This window comes from Nocardia sp. NPDC056064 (assembly GCF_042266925.1).
Classification (GTDB): Bacteria; Actinomycetota; Actinomycetes; order Mycobacteriales; family Mycobacteriaceae; genus Nocardia.
In genome coordinates this window covers 159120-175799 of record NZ_JBHJWO010000004.1, presented here as the reverse complement: position 1 = coordinate 175799, position 16680 = coordinate 159120, and the positions used below count along the sequence as shown (strand labels likewise).

At 70.3% G+C, this 16680-nt stretch carries 19 protein-coding genes; 15 read left to right on the top strand and 4 right to left on the bottom strand.

Features of this window, described 5'->3' with window-relative positions:
- Nucleotides 1-10 precede the first annotated feature (10 nt).
- Nucleotides 11-1429 (bottom strand): argininosuccinate lyase, encoded by a 1419-nt coding sequence (gene argH / locus ACFC06_RS28625; protein ID WP_375938428.1) that lies wholly within the window; start codon nucleotides 1427-1429, stop codon nucleotides 11-13.
- Nucleotides 1430-1527: 98 nt separating this feature from the next.
- Nucleotides 1528-2730, bottom strand: coding sequence for an argininosuccinate synthase (locus tag ACFC06_RS28620; protein WP_278265847.1), 1203 nt, complete (start codon nucleotides 2728-2730; stop codon nucleotides 1528-1530).
- Between the two features lie 234 nt (nucleotides 2731-2964).
- On the opposite strand from ACFC06_RS28620, the gene ACFC06_RS28615 reads away from it, so the two are divergent.
- On the top strand, nucleotides 2965-3105 hold the full coding sequence (locus ACFC06_RS28615) for a hypothetical protein (RefSeq protein WP_278265848.1): 141 nt from the start codon (nucleotides 2965-2967) through the stop codon (nucleotides 3103-3105).
- 25 nt (nucleotides 3106-3130) lie between these two features.
- Entirely contained in the window at nucleotides 3131-3271 is a 141-nt protein-coding gene (locus ACFC06_RS28610) for a hypothetical protein (protein WP_336086752.1), read from the top strand.
- A gap of 4 nt (nucleotides 3272-3275) precedes the next feature.
- Here ACFC06_RS28610 and ACFC06_RS28605 read toward each other — a convergent pair whose 3' ends face one another.
- Complete coding sequence (locus tag ACFC06_RS28605) at nucleotides 3276-3950, bottom strand: GNAT family N-acetyltransferase (protein WP_375938423.1); 675 nt, start codon at nucleotides 3948-3950, stop codon at nucleotides 3276-3278.
- An 84-nt stretch (nucleotides 3951-4034) separates the two neighbouring features.
- Between ACFC06_RS28605 and ACFC06_RS28600 the strand changes: the two genes are divergently transcribed.
- The 13 genes from ACFC06_RS28600 to ACFC06_RS28540 all read left to right on the top strand — a co-directional run bounded on the left by ACFC06_RS28600 (nucleotide 4035) and on the right by ACFC06_RS28540 (nucleotide 15266).
- On the top strand, nucleotides 4035-4190 hold the full coding sequence (locus ACFC06_RS28600) for a hypothetical protein (protein WP_375938420.1): 156 nt from the start codon (nucleotides 4035-4037) through the stop codon (nucleotides 4188-4190).
- Between the two features lie 49 nt (nucleotides 4191-4239).
- Nucleotides 4240-5046 carry an aldose 1-epimerase gene (locus ACFC06_RS28595; protein WP_375938417.1) on the top strand — a complete coding sequence of 269 codons (807 nt, stop codon included), beginning with the start codon at nucleotides 4240-4242 and terminating at the stop codon, nucleotides 5044-5046.
- Nucleotides 5047-5277: 231 nt separating this feature from the next.
- A complete protein-coding gene (locus ACFC06_RS28590; protein ID WP_375938507.1) occupies nucleotides 5278-6123 on the top strand; it encodes an MlaE family ABC transporter permease in 846 nt (281 codons plus the stop codon).
- A 1-nt stretch (nucleotide 6124) separates the two neighbouring features.
- Complete coding sequence (locus ACFC06_RS28585) at nucleotides 6125-6985, top strand: ABC transporter permease (RefSeq protein ID WP_375938414.1); 861 nt, start codon at nucleotides 6125-6127, stop codon at nucleotides 6983-6985.
- 9 nt (nucleotides 6986-6994) lie between these two features.
- The gene (locus ACFC06_RS28580; RefSeq protein WP_375938411.1) at nucleotides 6995-8368 is read left to right on the top strand and encodes an MlaD family protein; all 1374 of its coding nucleotides are present in this window, start codon (nucleotides 6995-6997) and stop codon (nucleotides 8366-8368) included.
- Between the two features lies 1 nt (nucleotide 8369).
- Nucleotides 8370-9392, top strand: coding sequence for an MlaD family protein (locus ACFC06_RS28575; RefSeq protein WP_375938408.1), 1023 nt, complete (start codon nucleotides 8370-8372; stop codon nucleotides 9390-9392).
- Entirely contained in the window at nucleotides 9389-10420 is a 1032-nt protein-coding gene (locus ACFC06_RS28570; RefSeq protein ID WP_375938405.1) for an MCE family protein, read from the top strand. Before ACFC06_RS28575 ends, ACFC06_RS28570 begins: the two co-directional genes overlap by 4 nt.
- On the top strand, nucleotides 10420-11493 hold the full coding sequence (locus ACFC06_RS28565; RefSeq protein ID WP_375938402.1) for an MCE family protein: 1074 nt from the start codon (nucleotides 10420-10422) through the stop codon (nucleotides 11491-11493). Before ACFC06_RS28570 ends, ACFC06_RS28565 begins: the two co-directional genes overlap by 1 nt.
- On the top strand, nucleotides 11490-12566 hold the full coding sequence (locus tag ACFC06_RS28560; RefSeq protein ID WP_375938399.1) for an MCE family protein: 1077 nt from the start codon (nucleotides 11490-11492) through the stop codon (nucleotides 12564-12566). The genes ACFC06_RS28565 and ACFC06_RS28560 overlap by 4 nt, the downstream gene beginning before the upstream one ends.
- Nucleotides 12563-13759: an MCE family protein gene (locus tag ACFC06_RS28555; RefSeq protein WP_375938397.1), complete on the top strand. Its 1197-nt coding sequence runs from the start codon at nucleotides 12563-12565 to the stop codon at nucleotides 13757-13759. The genes ACFC06_RS28560 and ACFC06_RS28555 overlap by 4 nt, the downstream gene beginning before the upstream one ends.
- 14 nt (nucleotides 13760-13773) lie before the next feature.
- Nucleotides 13774-14358 (top strand): hypothetical protein, encoded by a 585-nt coding sequence (locus ACFC06_RS28550; RefSeq protein ID WP_375938394.1) that lies wholly within the window; start codon nucleotides 13774-13776, stop codon nucleotides 14356-14358.
- A gap of 11 nt (nucleotides 14359-14369) precedes the next feature.
- On the top strand, nucleotides 14370-14690 hold the full coding sequence (locus ACFC06_RS28545) for a hypothetical protein (RefSeq protein ID WP_375938391.1): 321 nt from the start codon (nucleotides 14370-14372) through the stop codon (nucleotides 14688-14690).
- A 42-nt stretch (nucleotides 14691-14732) separates the two neighbouring features.
- Nucleotides 14733-15266, top strand: coding sequence for a DUF4184 family protein (locus ACFC06_RS28540; protein ID WP_375938388.1), 534 nt, complete (start codon nucleotides 14733-14735; stop codon nucleotides 15264-15266).
- Here the strand turns inward: ACFC06_RS28540 and ACFC06_RS28535 are convergent.
- On the bottom strand, nucleotides 15235-16647 hold the full coding sequence (locus ACFC06_RS28535) for an MFS transporter (RefSeq protein WP_375938385.1): 1413 nt from the start codon (nucleotides 16645-16647) through the stop codon (nucleotides 15235-15237). The genes ACFC06_RS28540 and ACFC06_RS28535 overlap by 32 nt on opposite strands.
- Nucleotides 16648-16680: the final 33 nt, after the last annotated feature.

The following is a 16680-nucleotide window of genomic DNA, read 5'->3' as shown; positions in this document are numbered from 1 at the left end:
GACACGGGTGTCAGCGCAGCCAGGCGCGGGCGTCGGCGGCCGACGCGGCGACCTCGGCCAGCTGCTCGGCCACCCGCACCCCGGCGGTGCCGCCACGGGCATTGCGGGAGGCGATGGAGCCCTCGACGGTGAGGACCTCGCGCACGCCCCCGGTCAGTGCCGGGTCGACGGCGGCGAACTCCTCGTCGGTGAGCTCGTCCAGGCCGACACCACGGGCCTCGGCGGCACGCACGCAGGCACCGGCGGCCTCGTGCGCCACCCGGAACGGAACACCCTGGCGGACCATCCATTCGGCGATGTCGGTGGCGAGGGTGAATCCGGCCGGGGCCAGCTCGGCCATCCGGTCGGTGTGGAAGGTGAGGGTGCCGACCAGACCCGCGATGGCGGGCAGCAGCAGTTCCAGCTGGGCGACCGAGTCGAACAGGGGTTCCTTGTCCTCCTGCAGATCCCGGTTGTAGGCCAGCGGCTGGGCCTTGAGGGTGGCCAGCAGCCCGGTCAGGTTGCCGATCAGGCGGCCCGCCTTGCCGCGGGTCAGTTCGGAGACGTCCGGGTTCTTCTTCTGCGGCATGATCGAGGAGCCGGTGGACCAGGCGTCGGCGAGGGTGATGTAGCCGAATTCCGGTGTGCTCCAGAGGATGATCTCCTCGGCCATCCGGCTCAGATCGACACCGATCATGGCCAGCACGAACGCGGCCTCGGCGGCGAAGTCGCGCGAGGAGGTGGCGTCGATGGAGTTGGCCGCCGAGGCGGTGAAGTCCAGTTCGGCGGCGATCTGCTCGGGGTCGAGGCCCAGCGAGGAACCGGCCAGCGCGCCCGAACCGTAGGGCGAGACGGCGGCGCGCTTGTCGAAGTCGCGCAGGCGTTCCAGATCGCGCAGCAGCGGGTGCGCGTGGGCGAGCAGGTGGTGGGCGAGCAGGACCGGCTGGGCGGCCTGCAGATGGGTCTTGCCCGGCATCACGGCGTCGGGGTGCGCGGCGGCCTGGGCCACGAGCGCGTCGACCACGTCCAGGACTCCGGCCGCGACCCGGCGCACACCGTCGCGCAACCACATGCGGAACAGGGTGGCCACCTGGTCGTTGCGCGAGCGGCCCGCGCGCAACCGGCCACCGAGCTCGGTGCCGACCCGGTCGATCAGGCCGCGCTCGAGCGCGCCGTGTACGTCCTCGTCGGACTCGGCGGGCCCGAAGGCACCCGAGGCCACATCGGCGGCGAGCGCGTCCAGCCCGGCGAGCATGCCGGACAGGTCGGACTCGGAGAGCAGGCCGGCCTTGTGCAGCACGCGGGCGTGCGCCTTGGAGGCGCGGATGTCGTAGGGGGCCAGCGCCCAGTCGAAGTGCGTCGACTTGCTCAGCGCCGCCATCGCCTCGGCCGGACCGGACGCGAATCGCCCACCCCAGAGGGCACCTTCGTTGGTTCCGCTGTGGGTCATCGGGTTCTCCTCCGGTCGGGTTGGCGGGCAGGGCTGGGCACGGCACCGGCCGGTCCGTGACGGGACCGGCCGGTGTCGAGACTACGACGTGCTGGTTGTTACTTCTGGTTCAGGTCGCGACGCGCGGCGACCTTGGACGACAGGCCGTGGATCTGCACGAAGCCCTTGGCCAGGGACTGGTCGAAGGTGTCGCCCTCGTCGTAGGTGGCCAGGTTGAAGTCGTAGAGCGACTGCTCGGAGCGGCGGCCGTTGACCACGGCGGAACCACCGTGCAGCACCATCCGGATGTCGCCGGTGACGTGCTGCTGGGTGTCCTGCACGAACGCGTCGAGGGCGCGCTTGAGCGGGGAGAACCACAGGCCGTCGTAGGCCAGCTCGCCCCAGCGCTGCTCGACCTGGCGCTTGTAGCGGCCCAGCTCGCGCTCGATGGTGACGTTCTCCAGGGCCTGGTGCGCGGTGATCAGCGCGATGGCGCCCGGCGCCTCGTAGATCTCGCGGCTCTTGATGCCGACGAGCCGGTCCTCGACCATGTCGAGGCGGCCGACACCCTGGCGACCGGCGCGGGTGTTCATCTCCTCGATGGCCTGCAGCACGGTGACCTGGCGGCCGTCGATGGCGACCGGCACACCCTTGTCGAAGGTGATGATGACCTCGTCGGGCGCCTCGAAGTTCACCGTCGGGTCGGCGGTGTAGTCGTAGACGTCCTTGGTCGGGGCGTTCCACAGGTCCTCGAGGAAGCCGGTCTCGACCGCGCGGCCCCACACGTTCTGGTCGATGGAGAACGGCGACTTCTTGGTGACGTTGATCGGCAGCTTGTTCTGCTCGGCGAAGGCGATGGCCTTCTCGCGGGTCCAGGCGTAGTCGCGGACCGGGGCGATCACGTTCAGGTCGGGCGCCAGCGCGCCGATGCCGACCTCGAAGCGGACCTGGTCGTTGCCCTTGCCGGTGCAGCCGTGCGAGACGGTGGTGGCGTTGTGGAACTTGGCGGCCTCGACGAGGTGCTTGACGATCAGCGGACGGCTGATGGCCGAGACCAGCGGGTACTGGCCCATGTACATGGCGTTGGCCTGGATGGTGGGCAGGCAGTACTCGTCGGCGAACTCGTCGCGCGCGTCGACCACGATGGCCTCCACGGCGCCGCAGTCCAGCGCGCGCTGGCGCACCACGTTCATGTCCTCGCCGCCCTGGCCGAGGTCGATGGCCACGGCCACCACCTCCGAACCTGTCTCCTTCGCGATCCAGCTGATGGCGACGGAGGTGTCCAGCCCACCGGAGTAGGCGAGTACGACGCGATCGGACATGTCTGTTGTGCTCCTCGAGGTCTGGGACGTACATCTGCACGGGCTGCCGTGAGCAGTATGGATGCTCCGGCCGCCGGTCGGCTCGCGCCGCTGCTGCAAATGATTATGCACGATGATGCAATCTCATACATACCCGGGGGTAGCCACCCTGCCGTGATCCTTGGCGGCACCCCTTCGATGTGAGACGCTGGTCACATCAGCTACCAATCGGTCGGGGTCGAGGGAGTGGTCACCATGCATGAACTGCAGCAGTTCGCCCAGGACAACTACGAGCTGATCAGCACGGTCGTCGTCGGGCTCGGCAATCTCAGCCTGACCGTCGCCAAGGTCGTCATCGAGATGGGCGCACCGATCCTGCGCGACCTCCTCTACTGACCTTCCGAGACCGAGAGGCAGCACCATGAACGAAGACAAGATCCTGGGCGTCCTGTCCGACAACTACGAGGCGCTGGCCACCACCGGCCTGGCCCTGGGCCGGATGGGCTTCGACATCGCCGCGCCGCTGCTGCTGGCCATCCTGAACTTCCTCGGCACCGCCTGACCCGTCACCGGGCGCCCGCGCGCCGCTGCACCAGTCGCGCCCGCACGCGCGGCCAGTCCTCGGCGACGATCGAGAACAGCACACTGTCGCGCACGGTGCCGTCCCCGCGCCGGAAATGCCTGCGCAGCGTGCCCTCGTAGACCGCGCCGAGCCGGGCGATCGCGCGCTGCGAGCGGTGATTGCGGACATCGGTCTTCAACTGCACGCGGCCCACCCGCAACGTCTCGAACGCGTACTCGAGCACCAGCAGTTTCGCGTCGGGGTTGACCGCGCTCCCCCACACCGACGGCGTGTAGGCGGTGAAGCCGATCTCCAGCGACGCGTCACGCGGCCGGGCATCGAGATAGCAGGTGAGGCCGAGCACGGAGCCGGCCGGACGTTCGCCGATGCTGTTGCGGGAGCGCACGATCCACACGTGCCAGTCCGAGGTGGCGGCGAGATCACGCAGTAGCTGCCCCAATTCGGCGGCGTCGGTGGGGCGCCAGGGCAGGTGTTGCCACACGGCGTCGGCGTCGAGTGCCGCGAAGAGTTCGGCGGTGTCGGCCGGGTCGAACGTCGTCAGCGTCACGACTTCGCCGGTCAGCCGGGTTCCGGCCGGGACGGGCCAGGTCATCTCGGGCCAGGCCGTGTCGGCGGGACGGGGATCGGGGATCGGCTCGAACGTGGTGTCGTGTCGCACCAGGACGAATGTACGGACCGTGTCGGTGGTCTATGGCACCCTGGGAGTGCACTATTCGGCTCCACGAACGTGAGGACGAACGAGATGCTCCACTACATCGCGCAGGAATTCTCCACTCTCGGCAACGGCGTGCTCGATGTCGGCCGGGCGGTGGTCCAGCTCGTCCAGGACATCATCGATGTCGCGACACCGGATCAGCGCGGCGGCGGAGGCGGCGGCGGGCAGTATCCGTTCAACTGACCCGGCGTGGGAGGTGCCCGGCGGCGGCACGCGCCGATAGTCTCCGGACATGGCAGCCCAGGATGATGTGCGCCTCCACGCCGGCGACGCGGCACTGATCATCGCCCCCGGTGACGGTGGCGCCCTGCACAGCCTGACCGTCGCGGGCACCGAACTGCTGCGACAGGACCCGGGCACCGGGTGTTTCGTCATGGCCCCGTGGGCGGGCAGGCTGGGCTACGGCCGGTTCACCGTGGGTGCGCGCACCTACACGATGCCGATCGACAATCCGCCGCACGCGATCCACGGCACCGCCCGGCACGGCGCCTGGGAGGTGGTCGACGCCACCGCGAGCACGGCGACCCTGCGGCACCGGCTGACCGACCCGTGGCCGTTCGCGGGCACCGTCACCCAGACGTTCGCCCTCACCGCGACCGGCCTGACCCTGACGATGCGCATCGCCACCGACCACGACCCGTTCCCCGCCCAGGGCGGCTGGCACCCGTGGTTCCTGCGCGAGCTCGCCCCGGCGCACGGACCGCTGGAACTCGACTTCCAGCCCGCATGGCAGTACGAACGCGGCGAGAACTACCTGCCCACCGGCAGGCACATCCCGCCCACCCCACCCCCGTGGGACGACTGCTTCGGCATGCCCGACGGCGTGCACGCGTGGCTGAGCTGGCCCGGCTTCCTCGAATTCACCATCACCAGCCCGGTCCACGACGTCGTCGTCTGGACCCTGCCGACCGAATCGCTCTCGGTCGAAGCCCAATCCGGCCCACCCGACGGGCTCAACACCGAACCCCGGATGGTCACCGTCGACGACCCGCTCGAGGTGCGGGTCGACTGGACGTGGCGGCGCCTTCCGCCCGGCTGACACGCGATTCGCCACTGCGGCACCACTTCTCACACCTGACACGACGGCCCGCCCGGTTCCGCGGGCATCTTCCCGAATCGATGACAGTCACCGCCGCGCTTGCTACTGTCTCAGACAGTTCGCTACACGCGTGTAGATTCACCGAGCACGCGCCGCGGCACGACAGCCACTTCCGACCGCCGGCCACCGGCGACCGGACCGCATCCCGGGGTGATCACCATCGTCGCGACCATCGAGAAACCGTCCACACCAGGCGATCGTGAGCTCGTCGTCGAGTTCGTGAAACGCTGGTGGCGCGCACACCCGCAGCGGTCCGTCGAGACCGCGGGCAGGCAGGTCACCATGGCGGGGCGGGCGATCACCGAGCTCGTCCTCGCGCTGGTCCGCCGCCGGTTCCCGCTCACCGAGTTCCTCCGGCAGTGCTCGTTCATGGCAGGTGTCTCAGCCACTCCGACCCTGTTGGTCGCCATCCCGGTCGCCGTGGTGGTCTCGATCCAGATCGGTTCACTGGTCGGGCAGGTCGGCGCGACCACCTTCATCGGCGCGGTCAACGGCCTGGGGATCATCCGGCAGGGGGCGCCGCTGGTCACCTCGCTGATGATCGCCGGGGCGGTCGGGTCCTCGATCTGCGCCGATCTGGGCTCACGGACCATTCGCGAGGAGATCGATGCCATGCGGGTGATGGGCGTGGACCCGGTCCGCAGGCTGGTCGCGCCACGCCTGCTGGCGGCGGTCTCGGTGAGCATGCTGCTGTGCGGGTTCGTGGTGTTCATCGGCTTCGCCACCGGCTACGCGTTCAACGTGTTCATCCAGGACGGCACCCCCGGGTCCTACATCAGCACATTCGCCTCGTTCGCCGTCGCCGCCGATCTGGTGGTCGCGATCGTGAAGGCGGCGGTCTTCGGCGCGCTCACCGCGATCATCGCCTGCGACGCGGGCCTGCACACCCAGGGCGGTCCCGGCGGGGTCGCGAACGCGGTGAACTCGGCGGTGGTGAGTTCGGCGATCGTGCTGTTCGCGGCCAATATCGCGCTGACCCAGATCTACAACACCGTCTTCCCGTCGAAGGTGCTCTGAGATGGCGAGCTATCTGCCGCCCGCCCTGCGTCCGTGGCGGGCACTGAGCGCGGCGACACGGCCGCTGGCCGACGCGAATGTCCGTCTGGGACACCAGGGCGTGGTCTTCGTCGAGTCGCTGCTGGCGATTCCGTTCGTGCTGCGGCACTACCGCAAGGAACTGGTCCGGCTGATCGTCGACGTCACCTGGGGCAACGGCGCCCTGGTGGTCGGCGGCGGCACCGTGGGCGTGGTGCTGATCCTGTGCGGTTTCGGCGGGGTCACCGTCGGCATGGAATCGCACACCGCCCTGGACCTGCTGACGATGAGCCCGCTGACCGGCGCGATCTCCGGCTTCGCGACCACCCGCGAGCTGGCCCCGCTGCTGGCGACCATCGCCTTCGCCGCGCAGGCAGGCTGCCGCTTCACCGCCCAGATCGGGTCGATGCGGATCGCCGAGGAGATCGACGCGCTCGAGGCCATGGCGATCCGGCCGCTGCCCTACCTGATCACCACCCGCATGCTGGCCGCCGCGGTCGCGATCCTGCCGCTCTACGCCATCGCCATGGCCACCGCGTACCTCAGCACGAAGGTGACGGTGTTCTTCCTGGGCGGCACCGGCATCGGCACCTACGACCACTACTTCCACCAGTTCCTCGATCCCGGCGACATCGGCTGGTCGGTCGTCAAAGCCGTGGCGTTCGTGCTGGTGGCCACCTTCATCCAGTGCCACTACGGCTATGTCGCCGCGGGCGGGCCGGAGGGGGTCGGGGTGGCGGCGGGCCGCGCGATCAAGATGACGATCATCGTGGTGGTCTTCCTGAATCTGCTGCTCACGCTGGCGATCTGGGGCGTCGACCCCGGCATCCGGATCTCGGGTTAGGAGGTCGGCATGTCGGTGGATTCCAGTGGCCGCGGTTGGTCGCGGCGGCGGCTCGGCCTGGCCGGGGTGGCGATGACGGCGGTGCTGTCGGGGGTGGTCGCGCTGCTCGGGTTGCGCTCGGCGGGCCGGTTCGAGGACACGGTGACGGTGACGGCGGTGCTGACCGGTACCGGTGACGGCCTGCCCGCTCGCGCCGATGTCCGTTTCCGCGGGCTGCTGGTCGGCACGGTGTCGGCGGTGGAGATCGCCGGGAAAGGGGTGCGCCAGCGCGTCGAGCTGCGGCTGGAACCCGCTGCCGCCGCGGCGATTCCGTCGACGGTCACCGCGCGGGTGGTCCCCGCCAACATCTTCGGTGTCACCGCGATCGAACTGGTCGACAACGGCGCGGCACCGGCCGGTCTGCGCGCGGGCGCCGAGATCGCCCAGGACACCGGCGGTGCCACGGTCGCGCTCCAGACGACACTGACCACGCTGCGCGACGTACTCGACCGCATCCAGCCCGAGAAGCTGGCCCGCGTGCTGGCCACCCTCGCCGATGCTCTCGACGGTGACGCGCGGCTGCCCGGTTCCACGGTGGAGCGGCTCGACCGGTGGATCACCGAGGTCCGCGCGATTCCCGGGATCGGTGATCTGCTCGGCGATCTCGGCGCGGCGACGGCGGCGGTGAACCGGTCGGCGCCGGAACTGGTCGACGCGCTCGGCCGCTCGGTGCGGACCGCACGCACCATCACCGACCGCCGCGCGCAGCTCATCGACCTGCTGACGAACGCGAGCGCCGCCACCGACGCGACACAGGCCCTGTTCGCCCGCAATCCCGACGCGGGCAAGGAACTCGTCGTCGGCCTGGACCAGACCTTCGGCGCGCTGGCGGCCGATCCGGCCGCGCTCACCGACACCGTGCGCGAGCTCAACACCTCCCTGGCCCGGCTCGGCACGGTGTTCAACTGGGGTCCGAGCAGACAGATGCGCTGGGAGATCACCGTCTCGCTCACCCCGTTCCAGCAGTACACGGCGGCCGACTGCCCGCGCTACGGCAGCCTGGCCGGTCCGCGGTGCGGGGGCGCCACCGTGCCGGAGGTCGCTGCGCCGCAGGAATATCCGGCCCGGCTGATCCCCGGCTGGCTCGAGTCGGCGGGGCCCGCCCCTGGCCCCGCGCTACCCGAACTGTCACTACCGGCGATCCCCGGTCTGTCGCTGCCGACGATCCCAGGGCTGGTGATCCCGGGCATCACCGCTCCCGCGCCGACTGTCCCGATCGCCCTGACCGGCCCGGACGCCGTCACCGCCCTCACCGGCGGCCACCCGGATCTCACCCAGCTCATGCTGCTGGGCGCGATCCTGTCCGGCACCACGCTCACCGCCGTTCCGACGGGAGACCACTGACATGCGTTCGCGCACCACCTATGCCGGCCTGGCCGTCTTCGTCGTGCTCTCGGTGCTGGCGACGGCCACCATCTGGTCGACCCTGCAACGGTCGGTGCCCGGCGAGACGCACCGCTACCGCGCCACGTTCGCCGATGTCCTCGGGCTGCGCGAGGGTGACGACGTGCGGATCGCGGGCGTGCGGGTCGGCCGGGTCGATGCCATCGAGCTCGTGGACCGCCGCCACGCCCGGGTCACCCTGTCCGTGCAGGCGCGTCAGCACCTCACCACCACCACGACCGCGCTGATCCGTTACCAGAATCTGATCGGCCAGCGCTATGTCGCCCTGGCCGCGGGCGAGTCCCCTGGTCTGCCGCTGGCTCCGGACGGCGCGATTCCGCTGGAGCGCACCGAATCCTCCTTCGACGTGTCCACCATGCTCTCCGGTTTCGAGCCGCTGTTCAGCCTGTTGCGGCCGGAGGAGGTGAATTCGCTGTCGGAGACGCTGGTACAGGCCCTACAGGGTGACGGTGTCTCGCTGTCGGCGCTGATCACGCAGGCCGCGGCGCTGGCGGCGACCTTCGGGGAGCGCGATCAGATCCTCGGCGCGGTGATCGGCAATCTCAGCGATGTGATCGCGAGCCTGGCCCATCGCAGCGGCGAACTGGAGACCCTGATCACGCAGTCGCGCGCACTGGTCACCGGACTCTACGACCAGGGCTCGGTGCTCAGCGGTGCCGTCACCGGGATCGCGACGTCGACCACGAAGCTCACCGAGCTGATCGGGCAGGTCGCGCCGGGGATGGCGCTGGCCCAGCAGCAGGCGAGCGCGGGCGTGGATCTGTTGCTGGCCAACGGTGAACGCCTGGACCGCTCGGCGATCGAGCTCCCGCTGGTGCTGGCCGGGCTGGCCCGGATCAGCGGCAACGGCACCTATATCAACGCCCACATCTGCAGCCTGGATGTCTCGCTGTGGGGCGTGTTGTTCCCGCGTGGGCTGCTGCCGCAGGTGGGTGGCACCGCGCATACGGAGGTCTGTCGATGATCACGTCCCTGTCCACCCGGGCGGTGGCCGCGCTGCGCGGCTCGTTCGGCAATCGGCCGCTGTGGCTCGGGCTGGCCGCCGGGGCGGTGGTGGTCGCGCTGGTCCTCGGTTCGGGGGTGCTCTCCCGCGCGGAGCTGGGCAAGGCGACCGTGTCCGCGGAGTTCGCCCAGGCCGCCGGACTGCGCGTGGGCGACAGTGTCGACATCGCGGGCATCGAGGTCGGCACCGTGAAATCCGTGCGGCTCGAACGCGACCGGGTGGTGGTGGCGATGAGCCTGCGCTCGCAGGTCGTCCTGGGTGCCGACGCGAAGGCCGCGATCGAGATGTCGACGATTCTCGGCAAGATGCACGTCGAGCTCGATCCCGGCGAGCGCACCGATCTCGGCGCGGCGCGGATTCCGCTGTCGGCCACCACGGTTCCCTACAACCTGGCCAAGGTGGTGAACGACCCCACCTACCGCAACTCCTTCGAGCATCTCGAACGCCTCGACCCGGAGGCGTTGCGGGCGAGCCTCGACGCGGTGAGCAGGCAGATGGGCGACTCACCGCAGCTGACCGCGCAGGCCCTCGACAGCGTCGGCGCGCTGGCGAAGGTGGTGGCGACCCGCCGCGACGAAGTGCATCAACTACTCGACAGCATGGACCAGGTCTCGGGCCTGATCGCCGACAACCAGAACAGTGTGCTGCTGTTGCTGACCAGGGGCCAGGCCATCGGTGACGCGGTATCGCGCCGCCGTGATCTGGTCCGTGAACTGCTCGGCAATGTGGCCGCCGCCTCGAAGATCCTGCAGGACATGGGTGTCGAGAACGGCGGCAGGCTGGGCCCGCTCATCCAGAGCCTGAACACCATGTCCGAGGGGTTGGAGAAGAACCGCGACAATCTCGACGCGCTGTATCAGGTGATGCCGGTGACGGTGCGCCAGTTCACCAACGGGCTCGGGCAGGGCCCGTACGGCGAGGTCTACATGCCGTGGCTGTTCCCGGACAACTGGCTGTGTCTGGCCCAGGCCGTGCCGGGGTGCCGGTGATGCGCGCGGTGGTTCAGGCCCTGGCGCTGCTGGCCGTGGCGGTGTTCGGGGTGGGCTGTTCGTCGATTCCGGTGTCGCTACGCCCGGACGCGCTGCGGATCAGCGCCGATTTCGAGAGCGCGGCCGGGCTTTTCGTCGGCAACGAGGTCGCGGTGCTCGGCGTCCCGGTCGGCCGGGTCGACGCCATCGAGCAGCGCGCCACCTTCGTCGAAGTCAGGATGACCATCGACGGCGGCACCGAACTGCCCGCCGACGCCATGGCCGCCCTGGTCTCCCCGCAGCTCATCACCAACCGGCACGTGGAGCTCACCCCCGCCTACTCCGGCGCGGGCGCCCGGCTGACCGACGGCACCCACATCCCCTTGTCGCGCACGAGAACTCCGGTGGAACTCGACCGCATTCTGCGCAACTTCCAGCAGCTCGGCGCCGCCCTGCGCGGCGACGACACCGAGGGCCCGATGGCCAGCCGCGTGCTGTTCCCACTGCTCAACGGCAACGGCGACCGCATCCGCGCCACCCTGGACGCGCTCGCGAGTGCCCTCGAGGTGACCCTCGCCGACCGCGACCAGATCTCGAACACCATCATCGCCCTCAATGACCTCACCGCGGTCGTGGCGGGCAACGACCGGACCGTGCGCGATTTCAGCGCCCGCCTCACCGAAATGATCACCCTGCTGGCCGAGCAGGCGCCCGGCCTGGCGGCGGTGCTCGCCCAGATCGACGACTTCGTCGCCAACACCTCGGCCGTGCTCGCCGAGAACAAGGCGCCGCTGACCGATGCGGTGCGCCGTCTGGTCGGTATCACCGGTCAGATGCGCGAGCACGCGCGCGGGCTCACCGAGATCGTCGATGTCACCCCGACGCTGTTCGAGAATCTCGCGCGCTCGGTGAGCACCGAGCACCGGGCGCTGCGCCTGCACCTGCTCACCGACAAGACCCTGCTCGACAACGAGATCCTCGCGACGCTGTGCGAGCGGCTCGCCCTGCGCGCCGACGGCTGCCGCACCGGCAAGCTCCAGGATTTCGGCCCGGATTTCGGCCTGACCGCCGCGCTGTTGGGACTCACCGCATGAACCGTCACCTCCTGCGCCTGGCCGTCGCGCTGCTGACCACGGCCGGGCTCACCGCCTGCACCGTCGAGACGATGCCGCTGCCGCGCCCCGGCGTCGACGGGCCGTCCTACCGGCTGCACGCGGTGTTCGACAACGCGCTCAACCTGCCCGAACGGGCGAGGGTGAAGATCGGCGGCACCGATATCGGGGTGGTGACCGGGATCGACACCACCGACTTCCGCGCCGAGGTCGAGCTCGAGGTGCGCCGCGATATCGCGCTGCCCCTGGGCACCCGGGCCGAACTGCGCCAGGCGACACCGTTGGGCGACATCCATATCGCGGTCACCCTGCCCGAACCCCGGCCCGGCACCCCGCTGCTCGGCGACGGCGACACCATCGACCGCGAACACACCTCGGCCGGTGCCTCGGTGGAGGAGCTGATGACGGCGATGTCGCTGCTGCTCGACGGCGGCGCGATGAACCAGGTCGCCCGGATCACCTCGGAGCTCGACGCCATCGTCGGCGGACGCGGGCCTCAACTCGCCCATCTGATCACCGAGCTCACCGCCGTGATCGGCGCGCTGAATCAGCGCACCGGGCAGATCGACTCGGTCCTGTACGGGCTGAACGAGCTCACCGGTACGCTGCGCGCCCGCAAGTCCGAACTCGGGCAGACCGCCGAGACCTTCCCCGATCTGATCGCGGTGATCGCCGAGAACAACCGCGCCATCACCGATCTCACGGCGAAGGTCGCGACGGTCACCGCCGCGCTCGGCGACTTCACCACCACCACCGGCCCCGCCTTCCTCGGCCTGTTCGACAGCGTGCAGGCGCTGATGTCGGGATTCACCCGGATGGAGGACGACCTGGCGGGCGCCCTCGACCAGTTCACCGCGCTGGCACCGGCGGTCCGGGCGAGCACTCAGGGCACGACGCTCGCGGTGGCGGCGACGGTGTCGTTCCTCGACATCGGCGCGCTGACCGATCCGGCGGGCAGCAGACTGCCCGACGGCACCGACGTGACCGCCTTCATCGGCAGCCTCACCCAGGTGCTGGCCCGGGTGTTGGGCCGCGTGCAGGGAGGACACCGATGATCGACCGTGCCGCCGGATGGGTGGTCGCCGCGGCACGCCGGGCGCACCGGCACCGGATCGTCTTCGCCGTGCTCGGGATGGCCGGGCTGCTGGTGGTGGGTTCGGGATATCTCGCGATCGATGTCGTCGGGGTGCGGCCGCTGCGGTCCACCTACACCGTGCAGGTACAGCTCGATCGCAGCGGCGGACTGCTCCCCCGCAGCGATGTCACCGTGCGCGGGGTGCCGGTCGGGTCGGTACGGACCGTGCGCATCGACGGCGACGGCATCCGTGCCGAGCTCGAGATCGACAGTGCGGCAAGGATTCCGGCGGATTCGGTGGCGGCGGTGGGCCGGTTGTCGGCGGCGGGCGAGCAGTACCTGGATTTCCGGCCGGACACCGACACCGGGCCGTTCCTCACCGAGGGCGCCGTCGTTCCCGCCGGACGGGTGAGCACGCCGGTGACCATCGACGCCTTCCTGGCCGACACCGGTGCGCTGATCGGCGGCATGAATCCGCAGCGGCTCACGGTGATCGTCGACGAGCTGGATCGCGCGCTCGGCGGCGGGCCCGACACCTTGCGGGCGGTCATCAGCGGGCTCAGCCAGGCCATGACCGGGCTCACCGGGCTGCTGCCGCAGACCACCGAACTGATCCGCAATCTCCAGGTCGTCGCGGCCACCACCGCACTGGCCCAACCCGATCTGGGCACCCTGGTGCGCGGGTCGGGGGAACTGTTCGATCAGCTCAACGCGGCCGATCAGGAGGTCCGCGACCTGCTCGAACACACGCCGGGACGGTTCGCGGCACTGGGCGGAATCCTCACCGAGACCACCGACCCGCTGACGGATCTGGTCACCAATGTCGTGGCCATCACCCGCGCGGCCCGGCTGCGCACACCCGCCATGGCGGCCCTGTTCCCCGCCCTGCGCGCCGGTGTGGCCGCGATCGGCGTCCCCGCGCACGACGGCGCCTTCTACACGCTGGCGGAGGCATGGCCGCGCCCCACCTGCGAATACGAGACGGTGCCGGTCTCGCCCGCGCTGGTCTCCGACGGGCGCAGCCGCCTCTACAACTACTGCGTCACCACCGATCCCGCGCTCCAGATCCGCGGCGCCGCCAACGCGCCCCGGCCACCCGGGCCCGACAACGGGTCGGGTCCGCCACCGGGTGTCACCGGTGACGAGCTCTCCGTTCCCCTGCCCACGAAATGATCCCGAGGACTCCGATGACCAGCGACGACACCGCTCCCCTCGACGAAGAACATGGCGAAGAGTCACCAATCCCGCTGTACCGCAGGCTGGTTCCCCGATCAGGCGTTCCGGCCCGCCGCAGTGTGATGGCACTCCTGACCGTCGCGGCCGTGGCCGCCTCGGGAGCGGCGGCCTGGTTCGCCGTCGACAACCACCACCTGCGGTCCCTGGCGGACGCCCGCACCGCCGCGCACCAGGCCGCCTGCGCGTACGCGCCGACCCTGGCCCGCTACGACGCCAAGGATCTCGACACCTACTTCGCGACCGTACTGGCGGGCGCGACCGGCGAGTGGAAGTCCGAATTCGACGCCACCAGCAAGGATCTGCGCGATGTGCTCGTGCAGGGACAGGTGGTCTCCACCGTCGGCACCGTCGAGTGCGCGCTCACCGCGGCCGACGAGTCCAGCGCCGAAGCCGTCGCCGTCATCCACCAGACCATCACCAGCCTCGGCACCCAGGGCACCCCCACCCCCGGCCAGCTCGCGGTGACGATGTCGCTGCGCAAGGACGCCGACCGCTGGCTGATCAGCAAGGTCAGCTCCCCACTGCTCACCCACTGACAGGACACCTGATGACCACCCGCCCCGATCTCGACACCCTCCTGCGCACGCCAGCGGCCCGCCGGGCCCGCCGCCACGCCACCCGCCTGGCCGCCACCCTGGCCGGCCACGCCCGGCTCGCACTCCTGGCGACCCTGGCCCTCGCCGTCGCCGCGATCACCGGCCTGACCGCGGCCGTATTCGCCCTCGCCGCCCTGGTCCGCGGCTTGGAGCAACTGCTCCCCCGCTGGGCCGCCTACGCCACCACCGCCGCCCTGCTCCTACTCTGCGCGGGCACGGCCGCGATCGTGTGTGCCTGGGCGCTGCTGCGCACCCGCCGCCCGGCCCGCTGACCGCCACTTCCGAGGCCGGGGTGGTCGGCCTACGGTGAGCCGGTGCCGATCACGCTCGCCCACCCGATCGCGGTGCTGCCCTTCGCCCGATACCTCCCGGTGCCCGCGCTCGTCGCCGGCGCGGTCGCCCCGGATGTCGTCTACTACCTGCCGTTGCCGCTCGACGGCAGCGCGACGCATTCCCCGCTCGGACTGCTGAGCTGGAATCTGCTGCTCGGCCTCGCGCTGCTGGCGGCCTTCCGGCTGTCAGCGCCGCCCGCGCTCGCGCTGTCGCCCTACCGCGTGTCGCGGTCCACACCGGCACCGCCCCGGCCCGGCGGGCAGCCGATGGCGACGATCGCCGCGCTCGCGGTCGGGGCGATGACGCATCTGGCGTGGGATTCCGTGACGCAGACAGGCGGTTTCGCGGTCCGGCACTGGGAGCTGTTGCGTGCCCCGGTGCTCGAACCACACCGCGTCTACAACGTGATCGGCTACCTCTCCTCCCTGGTCGGCACCGCGCTGGTCGCCGTCCTACTGGTCCGCAAAGCGCACGGAACGCTGGTCACCCGGTCGCGCGGCCGCCACGGAAAGTGAGGGCGACCACGACGGTGAGAGCCGCGATGACAGCGGCCGCGGCGAAGGCGGCGGTCATGCCGCCGACCAGGGCGTGGGTGGGTGAGCCGCCTGCCGCGCGGGCGGCGGTGCCGAAGACCGTCACCAGAACGGCCAGGCCGAGCGCGCCACCGGTCTGCTGGAGGGTCTGCAACGCGCCGCCCGCCGCGCCCGCCTCCTCCGCGGAGACCGTGGACATGATGATCACGTTCAGCGGCGAGAAGGCCAGGCCCAGACCGCAACCCATGGCGACCATGGCCACGAACAGCAGCGGGAAGTAGCCGGTGTCGGCCGACAGGCGGGTGAGCAGGACCAGGCCGGTGACCATGGCGACGGTGCCGGTCAGGGTCACCGGTTTCGGGCCGAAGCGGGCCAGCAGCCGGGGGATGAAGCGGATCATGGTGAACATCAGCACCGCCGTCGGCAGGAACGCGAAACCCGTTGCCAGCGAACTCATTCCCAGCACATCCTGGAGATACTGGGTCAGGAAGAAGAACATCGACATGCCCGCCATCGGCCCGAGGAACATGTTCAGATAGGCGGCGGCGCGATTGCGGTCGGCGAACAGCCCCAGCGGCAGCAAGGGCTGCGGCGCCCGCGATTCGACCGCGAGGAACGCCGCCAGCAGCACCACGCCGAGCGCGAGGAAGATATCGGTCCCGGCCGCGCCCCACCCGTCGGAGGCGGCGCTGATGAATCCGTAGACCAGCGCGGCGACACCGGCCGTCGCGGTCACCGCGCCCGGCAGGTCCAGCCGCGCGGGCCGCCGCGGCGCCTCGGGCAGATACCGTCCTGCGAGCACCGCGATGACCAGCCCGAACGGCACATTGATGAACAGCACCGAGCGCCAGCCGAACCACTCGGTGAGCAGCCCGCCCACGATCAGCCCGATCGCGAAACCGGCACTGGACATCCCGGAGAACAACGCGAGCACCCGGATGCGGGCCTTCGGCTCGGCGAACGTGGTCGTGAGCAGCGCGAGGGTATTGGGCGCGGCCATGGCACCGCCGATGCCCTGCAGCACCCGCGCCGCGAGCAGCCAGCCCGCCGAGGGCGCCAGGCCACCGGCCAGCGAGGCGAGGGTGAACAGCGTGGTGCCCCAGAGGAACAGCCTGCGGCGGCCGAACAGATCACCGGCACGGCCGCCGAGCAGCAGCAGCCCACCGAAGACGAGGGTGTAGGAGTTCATCACCCAGGACAGCCCGGTGGGACTGAAGTCCAGATCCGTCCGGATGTGCGGCAGCGCCACATTCATCACGGTGACATCGAGAATGATCATGAGCTGACAGGTCAGCAGGGTGAACAGGACGAGGCCCGGCCGGGTGCGATCGACCCGGGATTTCTGCACAAGTGTGGTGGTCACCGACGCTCCATCGAGAGTGGAAGCAAACGGAGA